This is a genomic window from Roseobacter sp. GAI101 (genome assembly GCF_000156335.1).
GTDB lineage: Bacteria > Pseudomonadota > Alphaproteobacteria > Rhodobacterales > Rhodobacteraceae > Sulfitobacter.
Map to the genome: position 1 here is coordinate 1,291,396 of NZ_DS999213.1, position 15,220 is coordinate 1,306,615.

A 15,220-nucleotide genomic window follows, 5' to 3' on the forward strand; every position below is an offset into this window, starting at 1 on the left:
CGCTGGCATAGAGCGCGCCGATTTTTTCGACCCAGCCCTCATAGGCTTCGTCCGACATGCCGCCGGGCGCATAGAACCCGCGCCAGTTTGCGCCAATGGCATCAACGCCTTGTTCCCGTGCGGTCGGGAAGTCGGCAAATTCGCCGTCCAGACGCTCGGGCGCGAGCACGGCGATAACGCGGATGCCGCCGCTTTCCACGAAACCTTTGGCCTCAGAGACGTCACCGGTAAATGCCTGTACGGAGCCCGCCAAAAGCTGGGTCACAGCTTCGCCGCCGCCATCAAAGGCGATGTATTTTACCGAACGCACATCGTCGATCCCATAGGCATTTGCCGCGATCAGAACCTTGAGGTGGTCCCAGCCACCGACCGCGGAACCGCCCGCAATCGAGATCGACTTGGGGTCGTTCTTTATCGCGTCGAGCAGGCCTGTGAGGTCGGCAATCTCGCTGTCTGCGGCAACCGCGATCACGCCGTAGTCGGCACCGATGGAGGCCAGCCAGCGCACTTCATTCATGTTGTTGCCAGGATATGCACCCTGCGCCAGACGGGTCGATGTCGCCGCCGAGGCTGCCACGATCAGATCATTGTCATCATTGCGCTTGTTAACGACTTCGGCAAAAGCCACGCCGCCACCGCCACCAGCAAGGTTCACGACCTGCATGGTTTTTTCGATCAGACCCTGGTCCTGCATGGATTTGCCAACCTGACGGCAGGTGAAATCCCAACCGCCACCGGGGTTGGCAGGGGCGATACATTCAGGGTTCTCGGGCGAGAAGCCTTCGGCACTTGCCGTCAGGGCGGATGCGCTGACCAGCAGGGCAGCCAGAGTGAGGCGGGTTGATTTGAACATTTGTGTTTCCTCCACAGTATTTGTTGCGCACACGCGGGCGCGGTCACCTGTCGCGCCGCCATTCCATCTGCGATTTACAGAATCCTCCCGGCGGGCTAAGCAAAGGAGTTACCCAGTTAACCTGTCACGAAACTGTCACCTGGGGTAATCGGCAATTCAGATGCTTAATCGGGGACATAACAGCTGTGCGGATTCTGATCGTCGAGGATGCTACAGACATGGCAGAAGCCATTGTCACGCGCCTGGCGCGCTCGGGCATGGCCTGCGATCTGGCTGAAAACATCGCCAAGGCCGACGAACATCTGGCGGTCCAGCGATATGATGCGTTAGTGCTGGATATCAACCTGCCGGACGGGCTGGGCACAGATCTGCTGCGCAACATACGCAATCGTGCCGACCGGACGCCGGTGCTGATGCTTACCGCACGGTTTTCGGTGGATGACCGTGTCAGCGCCCTTGATCTGGGGGCTGACGACTACCTCGTGAAACCTTTTGACCACCGCGAGCTTGAGGCGCGGTTGCGGGCCCTTCTCCGCCGCGAGACGGATCAGAAAAGCGATGTGCAGAAGGTCGCGGAGTTATCATTTTACCCCGCCACCCTAAGCGCCGAGCATTCCGGCAACCGGATTGAATTGACACGCCGTGAGGCTGCCCTTTTGGGGGTGCTCTTGCGCCACGCGCGGCAAACCATCAGCAAAGAGCGGCTGTATGAAGGGATCTATTCCTTTGATGAGGTCGATGTCGGGCTGAACGCGATCGAGCTTTATATCGGGCGGCTGCGCCGCAAGATTGCAGGCTCTGGTGCCGTGATCGAAACGCAGCGCGGCATGGGCTACAGGATTATTGAAAGTGAATGAAAGCGGGGCACGTGTGGCGGTGCCGTTTCGCACATCGCTGATGTCGCGGGTGATGCTGGGGGTCCTGGCCCTTCTGGCTGCGGGCGGGGTGATCGTGGCCATCGCCGCGCTGGCCTATGGCAAACAGGCAGCAACGCAATCCTATGATCGGTTGCTGGTCGGTGCCGCCCAGGACATCGCGGAATCCACCAAAATCGTGAACGGCGCACCCGTCGTGGATCTGCCGGTATCGGCGTTCTCGCTGCTGTCGCTGGCCTTGGACGACCGGATTTCCTATGCGGTGCGCGAAGCAGACGGGACCTTGCTGACCGGTTATGACACCGCACCGATATCAATCAACGGCGGTGATCAGATCTTGTTCGATGCCATGATGCAGGGTGATGCCGCGCGGTTTACCACCGTTGCGCGCCGCTTCGCCGAGCGCGACTACTCCGGCACCGTGTATTTCACCGTTGGTCACACGCTTTTGGCGCGCAACGCAATGGCGATCGAATTGACCAAAACCGCGCTTTTGGGCGTGGGGATCGCGGGGCTGATCCTGATGATTTGTGCGTTTTTCGTGATCCGTTCAACCATGCGCCCGTTGCAGCATATGGCCTCCGAACTGCGCAGGCGCGATCCTTACGACCTTACTCCCATGCCAATCCAAGGCCCCTCCGAAGTGACGGTAGCGATCGCTGCAATGAACCAGTTCATGCGCCGCCTTGACCGCCAGGTTGGCGCGATGCGCAACCTGATCTCGGATGCGGCCCACCAGCTGCGCACCCCTGTCGCGGCGATCCGCGCCCATGCGGAGTTGGTGGCAGACCACGGCGCTTTGGCAGAGCAACAGCAGGGGCTGGAGCGGCTGTTGAAACGCACGCGGTCCTTGGGCAGTCTGCTTGACCAGATGCTATCGCGCGCGATGGTGATCCACCGCACCGATAACTCCCCGCCCGAACCTGTCGATCTGCGCGATATAGCCCTGCATGTGGTCGAGTTGGAGGATCACATGGTCCTGTCCCCGCAAGCAATTGTCGAGCTGTGTATTGACGGGGATGAAGTGTTGGTCTTGGCCGATGAAATTTCTCTGCGGGAAGCCGTGAAGAACATGCTGATCAACGCGCTCAAACACGGCACATCGCCGATACGCGTCGGCGTGACAGGCAAGGGCACGGTGGCTGAAATCTGGGTTGCCGATGCAGGGGCCGGCCCCTCGCCCGACGTGTTGGCGCAAATCGGCACGCGGTTTGAACGTTTCGCTGCCTCGAAAGGCACCAGCGCGGGTCTGGGTCTTTCAATCGTGAGCGCGGTCGCAGAGGCATTTCACGGCAGCATGCATATCGGGCCACATGAAGGCGGGTTCAGGGTGACGATGGCCTTTCCGGCAATGGGAGGCAAGGATGCGCAATAGCTTGCTCTGGGCAGTCTTGAAAGTCGCGCTGCTTTTGCCGACCGCCCTTGCATCTCAGGAGAAAATAGAGCGGATATTCGCCCCGGGATCGCAGGGTGAAGTCACGCTTGTTCTGCGGTCCACCACGGATGTTGACGTTTTGCGCCCAATCATCGAGGCTTTTGTCCTGCAAAACCCCGACATTGCGGTCACCTATGAACAATGGGGGTCGAACGCGCTGTTCCAGAACAGTCTGGCAGCCTGCGCGGGAAATGCGATCTCGGCCAGCGCGGTGTTTTCGTCGGGCGTGCATCAGATGATTGATCTGGTGAACCGGGCTTGCGCGAGCACTTACCGTTCCGAGCAGACCACCGCTTTGCCCGCCGCGCGGCGCTGGCGGGACGAGCTTTGGGGGATCACCAAAGAGCCCGCAGTCATGATCTATAACACTGATCTGGTTCCCGCCAAGGACGTGCCGAAATCGCGGTTTGCGCTGCTGGATCTGATGCGTCGCCCAACGTCGATCTACCGCGGGAAAATCGCCACTTACAACATCGAGGCTTCGGGGCTTGGCTATCTTTTCGCCTTTATGGACAGCCTTGAAGCATCGACCTTCGGCGCACTTCTGGAGGGATTTTCACGTACTGATGCGGTTGCGACCTGCTGTTCGTGGGAAATCATCAACGGGGTTTCCATGGGTGATTACCTGATAGCCTACAACGTTTTGGGATCCTACGTAGACAGCGCGACCTTTGAGAATATCGGTGTCATCCACCCGCAGGATTACACGTTGTTTTTATCCCGAGCCTACATGATCCCCAAGGACGCGCCGGAAAAGGAAGCCGCGGCACTGTTGCTCGACTTCATGCTGTCGACGCGCGGGCAAAGCCTTTTGAAGGCGCGCAACCTGTTTTATGCTGATACCAATGACACCACACTGCCCGAAAGCGCCGAGCGAGGGATTTCGATCGAGCCGACCTTGTTGGTCGCTGGCGACAAACATCGCCGCGAACAATTCGTCGATCTGTGGCGATCGGCCTTTGCCCCGCGTGACATGGCGCGCTAAGCAAAGGCTACGGCGACGGCCTTGAAGGGGGACCAAGATCCATGCATCGTTTGGTTCGAAATACGACAATGGAATTGAAAGTTTTCGAAGTTTGCTTGAAACAGGTTTGACTGCCCAGATTATCGCAAAGCGACCTGCCATCTTGAGGCCAGCGTCAATCCTACAAGGTTGATTGCACGCATTTTCAAAAAGTTCAGAGGGTTCGGTCGATACAAATGCAGGAACGCATTCGGCGCAAGTGGTCGTCCAGTTGCGCTGCAATCTACTTCCAGAGAGCCCTGTTTCGAAGATATTGTGGAGTAGGCTCCTTATCTTTGGCTGACGTCAGCACTCTGCGCTTTCAGTACTTTGAGCCTTCGGTCGTGGTCTGCAACCGTTCCGCAGGGGGCTGAATTCCTCCAGAACAGCTCTTGGCCGCTCACCGTCGCAGGAAGCCGAAACGCGTTTTCGTGACAATAGCGCCCCTTAAGATCGGGTAAATCTTGATGACGGGGCAGCATACTGGCGCTAAGCTTTAATTTAGACCGCCGATGAAATCTGGAGGATCAAATCATGAAAAATCTCGCATGCACCATCGCCCTGACATTTCTTGCCGGGGCCGCGCTGGCTGAAAATAAGGTGGGTATCACCAAGGACATGCCCTCGGTCACCGTGCCAACTGCGAACGGTATGGTTGAGATCGACCGTATTCAGGACACCGAAAACCAGTTAAGCGGTGAATGGGCGCTGACATCCCGCCCCTGCCCTGACTTTTGCATCCAACCGCACAGTCCTGCGGAAGGGGTCACCACGATTGGCGAACTGGAACTGATCGAGATGCTCAAGGACCCCGAGGCCGTGGTGCTGGACAGCCGCACCCGTGACTGGTTCGACGGCGGCACGATACCCGGCGCGATAAACATTCCTTATACCTATATCGTCGATGAACTTGCGCAGCTGGGGTGCGAGCCCGATTTTGACGGCTGGGACTGTGCGGCAGCGAAGCCCGTCGCGCTGTTTTGCAACGGGATCTGGTGCGGCCAGTCGCCCACAGCGATCCGCAACATGATCCAGGCCGGCTATCCCGCGAACCGCATTTTCTATTATCGGGGCGGCATGCAGGTCTGGCGTCTGCTTGGCTTGACCGTAATTGGCGGCGAATAACGGCCCTTGGCATGCGTAATTGGGCTGCCCTTCGTTCCGAGGTCGCGATCCCGATAGGATCACAGGCAGTTTCGACCACTCAGGCACCGGGCAGGTGAAACCTCCCCGCTGACTCCGTAGCCCGTCGTGACCAAGCCGGAACCATCGGCCCTGTGCCACCAAGTTTTGGAAACATCATGCCGCCTTGGCGTCTTGATGCGCGGCACTGGCCGACACCCGACCCGACAGCCAGTGATAAAGGGGCAGAAGGCCGACGGTGATGACCAAGAGCACCGCAGCGAGGTGGAACGTCGCGGCAAGGCTTGCCCATTCGGAAACGAGGCCCGCGATCATCGGCCCTGCGGCAATGCATGCATATAGACAGTGAAGAAGACCCCCATGCCCACAGCGCGCGCCGCAGGCGGGAGGATCAAGGACGGCAAGCTGACCATCGCGCCCACGGCCACGCCCGAGGATAGTCCAATCGCGATGACGCACAGGACCGAGGTCTCGAGGACGGCACCAAGCACGACAAAAAACGCGAAGCTGAGGTTTCCGATCGCGATAATCAGCAGTCTGCTCCCGCTGCGGTCCGCCAGATAGCCACCAATCGGGCCCATGATCGCAAGACACCAAAGCACGAGCGATGTGACGGAGCCTGCCTCGGCAAGGCCCATGCCCCGGCTGACGAACAATTGCGGGCCAAAGCTGAACACGACGGCCAGCGCAGCGTTGTAGATCCCCCAGATCGCACCCGCTGTCAGGACCGCCCAAAAAAGGGCACCTCGCACTTTGCCAGACGATACCACACCCGGTTGCGTGCCATCTTGGGGCGCGCGATAGATCAGCAACAGGCAGAAGAACGCCACAACAATCAGCCCCATGACGACACCCATAGCCAGCGTCAATCCACCGGAAAGCGCTACAATCGGCAGGCCGATCAAGGCAACCGCGATCCCGACCGGCCATGAATTCACGAAAACGGCCATGGCGAAGCTGATCTCGCGCCCCGCGAACCAGTCGGCGACCATCTTGGTCAGAAGCACGTTCAGAAAGACGCCACCAACGCCCGAGACAAGGCGTCCGTAAAGCTGCATCGCCCAAACTCCCGACAAAGACATCATGGCCCCGCCGATCAGCATGAGGGCGAGCCCCGCGAGAACGACCTGTTTCTCGCCGAAGTGCCGGCCCAGTGCCCCGCCGGGGGCCGCGATGAAGATGCCCGGCGTGAAATACAGACCAATCAGGATGCCGACATCGGCGAGGCTGACGGCAAAGGCATCTTCAATGACCGGGGACAGTGCGGCGACCATCTGAAACTGGATCGCCATCGTCATGCGCACCAGAAACAAGAGAGCCAATATGCGCCACCGTTGCGGGAAGAGTTTCTGAGGCATCTAAAGCTGCTCCGATTGGGGGTTCTGAAGACGAGGTTCCAATACAATATGCCGGCCCCCGGTCCTGTGCCTATCGGCCTAACGCATCATTTTTCCTGCACCATTTGCTGGATGATGCCTCATGCAAATGCTGTATTGGCAAGCCGAAAGGCTTCAAGCAGGATGGTCCAGGCAAGCGATTTTCGAGGCCAGACAATGGACAAGGAACAATTGAGCGCACGGGAAACCGAAATCGCGCGCGCCTATGCGAGCGGCGGGACCTACCACCGGATTGCGGAGCAGCTTGGCATAGCGCCATCCACCGTGCGGACCCATCTTTCGTCAATATATCGGAAGCTGGAAATCTCGTCGAAACTGGAGCTTTTCAAGATACTCGCAGGCGACGCCATCGGGCCACGAGACCAAACCGATCAGGCCGCGATCATCTCGGAGCTTGCGCTGAACCTCGAAGAGTCCCTTGGTCGCGAACAGGCGCTCGGCGAGGTTCTTCGCATCATCAGCCGGTCCGAGGGCCGGATCGACGACGTGATCGAAGCGCTTTTGGGCTACGCCCTCGAGTTGTGCGATGCCCAGTTCGGGTTGCTGCTCACGTATGATCCAGATGCAGGGTTTGCGGCGCGCTTCATGAAGGGAATACCGCAGGCTTTTCAGGACTGGTGGGATGAGCGCGACAGCTACAGACCAAGCCCCAAAACAGCAATCGGCCGGCTTGAGATCAGCCACGACGTCGTCAACATTCCCGACGTCCGGGCCGAGCCGATCTTTCGCCAGAACGATCCCCTCCGCCATGCGACGGCTGTGCTGGGCGGTGCGCGGTCGTTCACGGCGATTCCGATGCTGGCCGGAAAACGCCTGATCGGTGCCTTCACGATCTATCGCCAGCAACTGCGTCCCTTCGATGAAAGAACGGTGCAACTCGCCCGCAGTTTCGCGGATCAAAGCGCCATCGCCATCGAAAATGCCAGAATGATAAGTGCGCTGCGTTCGACCATAGAGCGCTAGGCGCAATGATCGGGGCAGAGCGGCCCCCGCAAGCAGTCAAGGCGCTCTTGATGCCTCAGGCTGGTTAAAATCCAAGCGCGTCGGCCGTCTCCGTTGTTTCTGCCTTTCACAACAGATCATTTTTCCGATTTTGGCCGAGCAGCCAGGCAAGTCCTTAGAGCCCTCAACACCCGCTGGATTCATAAGTGCCGTCAGGCATTATGGTCTTGCACAAAATGGCTCCTTCCAAAGATGCCCCGTCAAGGTCAGCTCCAAGAAGTACGGCCCCGACGAGCTTCGCTTCCAAGAGCACCGCGCCCCTCAGGTTGGCCGAAGTGAGGTTTGCCTTTGTCAGATCGGCTCCGGTTACTCTTGCTCCTGCAAGGTTAGCCAGTTCCAAATAGGCTCCAGTAAGGGTGGCCCCTGAAAGATTGGACATTTCTAGATTTGCCTGGGTAAGGACCGCGCCGGTAAGGTCGGCCCCGGAAAGGTCAGCTCCGCCAAGGTTCGTTGTCGTCAGGTAAGCCCCAGATAGGTTTGCGTCTGCCAGATTGGCCCCTGCCAGATTTGCAGCTGTGAGGGTCGCAGCCTCAAGGTTCACCCCGCTAAGATCGGCTTTGCTGAGGTCAGCAGCCCACAGCTTTGCCCCCGAAAGATTTGCCCCGGCAAGGTTTGCACCAGCAAGGTCGACGCCTTTGAGGTCGCTACCGGAAAGGTCGCATTTCTGGCAAACTTTAGTATCTAGCAACTGCCTTAAATCAGCTTCATCGAAAGCCGCCACCTCCATTGGAAGCAACGAGACCACAACCGCCGCAAAAGATAAGCCCTTCATCGAATTCCCCTCCAACTAAGTGCCAATATATACACATTGCGAGGAAGGCGTGAGTTCTTTGATATCGGTCACTATCATTTGTGGACGGTTACCTACGCACTCAAAGACTTTCAGACGGTGTCGCGCCCTAGGACCGTCGGGCCACCCACCGTTGATGAAATTCATGTCCGTCGCGCGAAGATCGCACCTTCAGATTCGTGCCAGCGGAGCATTTCAAGGCGATGACCCGAAAAGGGCCATGCGGTGCCGCGACAGAGATAAGCAAGCCCCTTCCGTTTCTGCATGAACGGCAGCCAAGTCAGCGATTGCAGTGCGGCAGGGAAATGGTGTGCAGCGCCAGACCTTTTCCGGTCACAGTATAAAATCATCGACTGTCAGTGATGACGCCTCGACGCCAAGTAGCAAAATTCCGATTTCTGCCGGATGGTCGCCGTCGACCGACCCGTCGGTGTCAACATATAGCATGGTATCCTCTCCCTGTTGCACCGCCCAGATCAGGTAGGCTCCGGGGTCATCCGACAGCCCTGCCACCGTTCCGAATGCGCTGAAATCAATCTGGTCTTTTCCGGGCTCGAAATCAGTGATCGTTTCCTGACCGCTTGAACCCGGACCTCCACCGCCGTCGTCGTCATGATGGCCATCATCTTCGCCAGGCGCATGGGAATCCCCCTCGCCGTGCGCCGGGGCATCGCTGGCTGCACGATACACAAAGACATCCGCCCCAAGGCCGCCCGTCAGAATATCGGGGGCCATGCCGCCAATAAGAACGTCGTCGCCATTACCGCCGTTCAGGTCGTCCGGCCCGCCGCCGCCGCTCAGGTAATCATTTCCATTTCCGCCATCGACCGTATCGGGGCCACCTCCCGCGAATACGCTGTCGGTACCATTCCCGCCGTCGATCACATCAGGCCCGCCACCCGCGTGAATCGTGTCGGCACCGTTCAGCCCCCAGATCTGCTGAGGCCCGCCCCCCGTGACGATATCGTCCGGTTGGTTTGTCCCGATGATGACCTCGGCCTCGTGATCATGCCCCTCGTCACCGGGCAATTCCTCTACCAGTGCCGTTTTGGCAAAGCCCGGCACGAGGGGAACGACACCCGCTCCAAACATATCAATACTCATCTGTTGTCTCCAATCTCGTGCCCCGCTGATCGTTTTCAGCTCAGAAAGCCATGCGACCGGCTCAAGACGCCAGTCGCATGTCGTTTCCAGTCTCAGCCGATGATGGCCAGCGCATCGACGGGGACCTCGCCCGCGTCAATCTCGACCGCCGAGAAGGTGTGCATGAATTCGATCACGGCGCGTGCGTCATCCGCAGACTGGGCAAAATCGTTCACACCAGACGTTGTCGCAGCGACATAGATAAATTCGTCGTCTTCAGGTCCTGGATCATTTTGCTGGATGGACAGTGTGACATCTTCCCAGTCCACTTCGTCGAAGACCGCATCAAAAACCGTGCCATACGCGAAGACAGGCGCACCGTCTTCGATCACGACCCAACGGAGCCACGTGTCGCTGTACGTTCCGGCACGGTCATAATCGTAAAGCTCTCCGGTTGGATCGCTAAAGTCGAAATAGTCTATATTTAACGTCTCTCCGCTGCCGGTCACCTTGTTGACCCCGAGTGTGGTGTTCTCGTAAATCATCGCATCAAGCGTGATCTCCCCGCTTTTGCTCCACGCGGCTGCGAGCAGCGAGGAAGGATCCCAATCCGGGTCGGTCAGTCCGCCCTCTCCAAGCAAGCTTTTGAAGACATCGTCCCAGTTTTCCGTCACATCGGGCCATGCACCGGTCGATCCATTGGAGTTGGTCATAAGGTATTGGTAAAGAGCCAGGTTTTCGAGCGGCGCATCGATGGTCGTGAAGGTTTCACCGCCATCCTGACTGTACATGATCCGACCTGCGGGATCGGTCTTGATCTCATCCGCCGTCAGGACATTCGTCAACGCCGCATCCAGGGCCTTTTCGGCCACTTTCTCGGGTGCGCGGGCCACGTTGGCCCGTTCAAGCTCCACGTCCTGTACGAAGGGCAAGAGCAAGGGATCGATTTCGTAATCACCCTCGGCCACTTCGGTGAAATAGATCGGAAACAGCGAGTCCAACGCTCCGGGCTGGACCAGACCATCCGGATCATACCCAATCGCAATCGGCTGACCTTCGTCATTGTAAGGATCAAGGATCGGTTCACCGTTCCCGCCCCCACCTGTGGGGTCCAGATCCCGGTAAAGAACAAGCTGATCGCCAAAAAGCTCGCCCTTTTTGGTTCCCGCGCCGGTGGGTTGACCACCGCCGCCGCCATTACCGGGGTTCAACCCTGGATTTCCACCCGTCCAGTCCGGTTTGCCTGCTTGATGTGGCATGACTTCATCCTCCAATAAAACATCAGTCTCCGATTAATTAAATTCAATTTTTGGAATGTTTTTGACATATATCAACAGCGACACACTGATTGCCCGGCGCATAAAACACGCCGCTTTTGTCCCGCTGGCAGATCAAGGGTGTTGATTTGGAAATGCGCGCACACAGGACGCTGTGGCGCAGATTTTTGACCGTAATCTAAGCAGTCAAAGGTGCATTCGGGTGGCAGAAAAGATGCCATACTTGTGCGCAGGACCTGCCCACTTTCGAACGAGGTCGAAAAACATGAATCGCCGCGCACCAGCGAGTGATGATTGATTTAGATAAGGGGGCGGCACCTTTACGGCCTCAAGACGCCCCCCTTCTTTGCGCGCTTAATCTTTCTCGGGGCGCAAACTGCTTCCCGCAGTCGCTTTGCAGGTTTCCATGGCATCCACCGCCAGCGAGACCAGCCGGGGATAGGCCGCGACCCGTTCGGCGGCATGGGCGGACGCGGCCTGCCCGCGTGCCACGCGCCCTTTGATCCCGTGAAAAATAGCTGCCAACCGGAAAAAGTTGAACGCGATGTAAAAGTCGTAGTCGGCTATGCCACTGCGCCCTGTGTTGACGCAGTATTCCGCAACATATTCGGCTTCCGTGGGCAGGCCGAGCGCGGCAGGATCGACATCGCCCAACCCTGCGACGATGTCGGGCGGCATGCGATACATGAGCGCGTGATAGGCAAAGTCGGCAAGCGGATGACCCAGCGTCGACAGTTCCCAATCCAGCACGGCAAGGATGCGCGGCTCGGTTGGATGGAAAATCAGATTGTCGCAGCGGAAATCGCCGTGGACGATCGTGCTTTCGTCCCCATCCGGTATCGCCGCGGGCAACCAGTCGATCAGACGGTCCATCCCGGGGTCGCGCCCGGCGTCGGCATCGGCAAGGTAGCTTTTCGTCCAACGGGCAATCTGGCGTTCAAAGTAATTGCCGCGCCGACCGTAGTCGCCCAAACCTACGGCTTCGGGATCAAGCCCATGCAACAGCGCCAGCACGCGGTTCATTTCGGAAAAATAAGCACGGCGTTCGGCCATCGGCACGTCACGCAAAGCCGCATCCCAGAAGATACGGCCCTCCACCATCTCCATGACAAAAAACTCGGAGCCAAGCACGCTTGCATCGGTGCACAGCCCGTACACCGATGCCACGGGAAAGCCGGTACCGCCAAGCGCAGACAGAACGCGCGCCTCGCGGTCGATTGCATGCGCGCCCTTGGCAAGCGGCCCCGGTGGCTTGCGGCGCAGCACGTAATCTCCGCTTTTCGCGCGCAGCTTGAACGTCGGGTTGGATTGCCCGCCCTTGAACTGAAAAATCTCAAGCGGCCCTTCGAACCCGGCAACATTTTCGTGCATCCAGCGCTCAAGGGCCGCCGCATCGACCCCGAACCCTTCACGCACGGGCATCACGCCCGCGTTTGCGGCAGCATCCGTTGCGTCACTCATGCACCGTTGGCCTTTTTCCAGTCACGCTTGATCTTTTTGGCAAGCGACCATTTGTGGACCTCGGTCGGGCCGTCATAGATGCGGAATGCGCGAATTTCGCGGAAGACCTGTTCGACGATCGTATCACCGGTCACGCCCTGCCCGCCCATGACCTGAACGCAGCGGTCGGCAACGGCCATCAGCAGTTCGGATACGGCGACCTTTGTCATCGAGCTTTCGGCCGTGCCCATCACACCGGTGTCCAGAATATCGGCGCACCAGTAGATCATCAATTCGGCCTGTTTCAGCGCAATCAGGTTCTCTGCCAGCATAAAGCCGACGCCTTCGTGATCGACAAGCGGCTTGCCAAAGGCCATCCGGCGGTTCGCGTAATCGGTGGCAATCTCGTTCGCCCGGATCGTGGCCCCCAGCCAGCGCATGCAATGTGTCAGGCGGGCGGGTGACAGACGCACCTGGGCATAGCGGAAACCTTCACCGCTTTCGCCCAGCATCTGGGTCGCAGGGACGCGCAGATTGTCGATGGATACGACGGCGTGACCGCCGGGCATCGAACTGTCGATGGTATCCATCACACGCTCGATCCGGATCGCGGGATCTGGCAGATCGACAAGGAACATGCAGGCCCCATCGTCAGACTTGGCCATAACGATGCCCATTCCGGCCCCTTCGGCACCGGTGATATAGGTCTTGCGCCCGTTGATGACCCAGTGGTTGCCGTCCATCTTGCAGGTGGTCTGCATCATCATCGGATCAGATCCGGCACCGCCGTCTTCGGCCGGTTCGGTCATGAAGAACGCCGACCGCATCTTGCCCTGCACCATCGGATCAAGGAACCGCTTTTGCAACTCGGGCGAGGCTTCCTTGCCCAGCAGATACATGTTGCCCTCGTCCGGTGCCCCGACATTGCAGGCCACGGGACCCAGCGGCGACAGTCCCGACCGGATCAGCACAGCCGCCGTTTCGCGGTGGGTCAGATGCTGTCCGTCGTCAAGGATATGGGGCGTCAGCACCCCTGCCTCACGCGCCTTGGCCTTCATCTCGTTGGCAAGTTCATCCGTCGGACCATGAGAGGTCTTGCGGTCGTCTTTCTCGTAGGGCGCGATGGTCCCGCGCACAAAGCTTTCGACGCGGTCTGCAATCTTAAGGGCACGTTCGGACATGCGGGAGTTATCAAGTACGAAGCTCATATCTAAGCTATCCTTTTCAAGTCGTTAAAGCAGAGCGGTAGCACCGCCCCTGAATTCTGTTTGTGCGGTTTTCGATGTTTCAGCTTTGGGTGTAAACGTCGTTGTGTTGCTGACGCAGTTCCCTTTTCAGGATTTTGCCGCTGGCGTTTTTGGGCAGTTGATCCGCGATTTCGATGTGTTTGGGGGCTTTGTAGTGGGTCAGGTGTTCCTGACAATAGCTGCGGATGTCGTCGGCAGTGACGGATGCACCGGCCTTTGGGACGACGACGGCTGTCACCGCTTCGATCCATGTCGGGTGCGGCACGCCAAAGACGGCAACTTCGGCCACGTCCGGATGCCTGAAGATCGCCTCTTCAACCTCGCGGCTCGCGACGTTCTCTCCGCCGGTCTTGATCATGTCCTTCTTGCGGTCCACGATATAGAGATATCCGTCTTCGTCGTACCGGCCAAGATCACCGCTGTGAAACCAGCCGTTCCGGAAGGCTTCGGCGGTTTTGTCCGGGTCCTTGTAATAGCCCAGAATCAGATGCGGGCTGCGATGCACGACTTCGCCGACTTCCCCAACCGGCAGCGGCTGATCCATATCATCCACCACGCGGGTTTCCACGTTCAGCGCAGGCCGTCCGGCGGACCCCAGCTTGCGCATCTGATCGCGGGGGCCAAGGATCGTCGCGACCGGTGCCATTTCCGTCTGACCGTAAAAGTTGAACAGGCGCATGTTCGGCAGGCGCGCCATCAACTCCTCGATCACCGCGGTGGGCATGATCGATGCGCCGTAATAGCCGACGTTCAAGCTGCTTAGGTCGCGGGTGTCAAAGTCGGGGTGGCGCAGCAGCGCGATCCAGACCGTCGGCGGGCAAAACAGCTTGGTCACGCCATGCGCCTCGATCGCGGCCAGCATTTCGGCCGGATCGGCCTTTTCATGCAGGATAGACGTGACGCCAAGGTAAAGATCGGGGCTCAGGAAACAGTCAAGCTGCGCACAGTGGAACAGCGGCAGGCAGTGCAGCGAAACGGCATCCGATGTCATTTCACCATCGACGATGCAGCTGACATATTGCGCGTACAAGGCACTGGATGACAGCAGCGCACCTTTGGGGCGCGATTCAGTGCCGCTGGTGTACATCATCTGCACCGGATCATCCGCGTTCAGATCGGTCCAGACTTCATCGGCGTTTTCGTGATCAAGAAGCACCGACACCTGTTCCCATCCCTCAGGCAGAGTGGTGCCGGCATGGGGGATGGCAAATTTCGGAAGATCAAGGCCCAGCGACGTGATCGCCTGATCGGCAATCGGGCACAGCGCGTCTTCGGCAATCAGCATGCACGCCCCCGAGTGGTCCAGGATATACGCGAAATCCTCTGCGTTCAGCATGAAATTCACCGGCGTGGTGATCGCGCCCAGCCGGGCCAGCGCAAAGCGCAGCACGACAAAAGATCGGTTGTTGTGGGTGAAAAGTGCCACGCGGTCCCCCTTGCCGATGCCCCGCGCCGCCAACGCATTCGCGGCACAATCCACGGCGCGGTCAAGCTGCGCAAAACTGTCGGTTTGGTCCCGGAAGACCAAGGCGGTCTTGTCAGGCGTCCGCGCCGCCGACCGCCGCAGGATATCCCCCAGTTGCTGGCTTCGTGCGCGGTTGATCAAACCTTCGGTGTCCATCATATGATCCTCTCTTTTTTCAGGCACGGTCGTTGACGGACCGGAAATTAGTTA

At 58.8% G+C, this 15,220-nt stretch carries 14 protein-coding genes; 5 read left to right on the forward strand and 9 right to left on the reverse strand.

Going from position 1 to position 15,220, the window contains the following annotated elements; translation table 11 throughout:
* Positions 1–853 (reverse strand): Bug family tripartite tricarboxylate transporter substrate binding protein (locus RGAI101_RS06075; protein ID WP_037227548.1); only part of this gene is annotated, 853 nt, incomplete at its 3' end.
* 185 nt (positions 854–1,038) lie between these two features.
* Between RGAI101_RS06075 and RGAI101_RS06080 the strand changes: the two genes are divergently transcribed.
* From RGAI101_RS06080 to RGAI101_RS06095, 4 genes are all read left to right on the forward strand, one after another.
* Positions 1,039–1,710 (forward strand): response regulator transcription factor, encoded by a 672-nt coding sequence (locus tag RGAI101_RS06080; protein WP_008227788.1) that lies wholly within the window; start codon positions 1,039–1,041, stop codon positions 1,708–1,710.
* The gene (locus RGAI101_RS06085) at positions 1,703–3,103 is read left to right on the forward strand and encodes a sensor histidine kinase (RefSeq protein WP_254655245.1); all 1,401 of its coding nucleotides are present in this window, start codon (positions 1,703–1,705) and stop codon (positions 3,101–3,103) included. The genes RGAI101_RS06080 and RGAI101_RS06085 overlap by 8 nt, the downstream gene beginning before the upstream one ends.
* Complete coding sequence (locus RGAI101_RS06090) at positions 3,093–4,148, forward strand: ABC transporter substrate-binding protein (protein ID WP_037227550.1); 1,056 nt, start codon at positions 3,093–3,095, stop codon at positions 4,146–4,148. The genes RGAI101_RS06085 and RGAI101_RS06090 overlap by 11 nt, the downstream gene beginning before the upstream one ends.
* Positions 4,149–4,700: 552 nt before the next feature.
* Complete coding sequence (locus RGAI101_RS06095; protein ID WP_008228133.1) at positions 4,701–5,291, forward strand: rhodanese-like domain-containing protein; 591 nt, start codon at positions 4,701–4,703, stop codon at positions 5,289–5,291.
* A gap of 174 nt (positions 5,292–5,465) precedes the next feature.
* On the opposite strand, the gene RGAI101_RS21880 is transcribed toward RGAI101_RS06095, so the two are convergent.
* On the reverse strand, positions 5,466–5,624 hold the full coding sequence (locus RGAI101_RS21880; protein WP_008227375.1) for a hypothetical protein: 159 nt from the start codon (positions 5,622–5,624) through the stop codon (positions 5,466–5,468).
* Positions 5,621–6,667 (reverse strand): MFS transporter, encoded by a 1,047-nt coding sequence (locus tag RGAI101_RS06100; protein WP_083792021.1) that lies wholly within the window; start codon positions 6,665–6,667, stop codon positions 5,621–5,623. Before RGAI101_RS06100 ends, RGAI101_RS21880 begins: the two co-directional genes overlap by 4 nt.
* A 195-nt stretch (positions 6,668–6,862) precedes the next feature.
* On the opposite strand from RGAI101_RS06100, the gene RGAI101_RS06105 reads away from it, so the two are divergent.
* On the forward strand, positions 6,863–7,669 hold the full coding sequence (locus tag RGAI101_RS06105; RefSeq protein WP_008229460.1) for a LuxR C-terminal-related transcriptional regulator: 807 nt from the start codon (positions 6,863–6,865) through the stop codon (positions 7,667–7,669).
* Between the two features lie 163 nt (positions 7,670–7,832).
* On the opposite strand, the gene RGAI101_RS06110 is transcribed toward RGAI101_RS06105, so the two are convergent.
* The 6 genes from RGAI101_RS06110 to RGAI101_RS06135 all read right to left on the reverse strand — a co-directional run bounded on the left by RGAI101_RS06110 (position 7,833) and on the right by RGAI101_RS06135 (position 15,169).
* A complete protein-coding gene (locus tag RGAI101_RS06110; RefSeq protein WP_050763185.1) occupies positions 7,833–8,480 on the reverse strand; it encodes a pentapeptide repeat-containing protein in 648 nt (215 codons plus the stop codon).
* Positions 8,481–8,831: 351 nt separating this feature from the next.
* A complete protein-coding gene (locus RGAI101_RS21215; protein WP_157044646.1) occupies positions 8,832–9,602 on the reverse strand; it encodes a calcium-binding protein in 771 nt (256 codons plus the stop codon).
* A 92-nt stretch (positions 9,603–9,694) separates the two neighbouring features.
* On the reverse strand, positions 9,695–10,840 hold the full coding sequence (locus RGAI101_RS06120; RefSeq protein WP_037227552.1) for a hypothetical protein: 1,146 nt from the start codon (positions 10,838–10,840) through the stop codon (positions 9,695–9,697).
* Between the two features lie 372 nt (positions 10,841–11,212).
* The gene (locus RGAI101_RS06125; protein WP_008228522.1) at positions 11,213–12,319 is read right to left on the reverse strand and encodes a phosphotransferase; all 1,107 of its coding nucleotides are present in this window, start codon (positions 12,317–12,319) and stop codon (positions 11,213–11,215) included.
* Positions 12,316–13,506, reverse strand: a complete 1,191-nt coding sequence (locus tag RGAI101_RS06130) for an acyl-CoA dehydrogenase family protein (protein ID WP_008226971.1) — start codon at positions 13,504–13,506, stop codon at positions 12,316–12,318. Before RGAI101_RS06130 ends, RGAI101_RS06125 begins: the two co-directional genes overlap by 4 nt.
* Positions 13,507–13,585: 79 nt before the next feature.
* Positions 13,586–15,169 carry an acyl-CoA synthetase gene (locus tag RGAI101_RS06135; RefSeq protein ID WP_008225371.1) on the reverse strand — a complete coding sequence of 528 codons (1,584 nt, stop codon included), beginning with the start codon at positions 15,167–15,169 and terminating at the stop codon, positions 13,586–13,588.
* Positions 15,170–15,220: the final 51 nt, after the last annotated feature.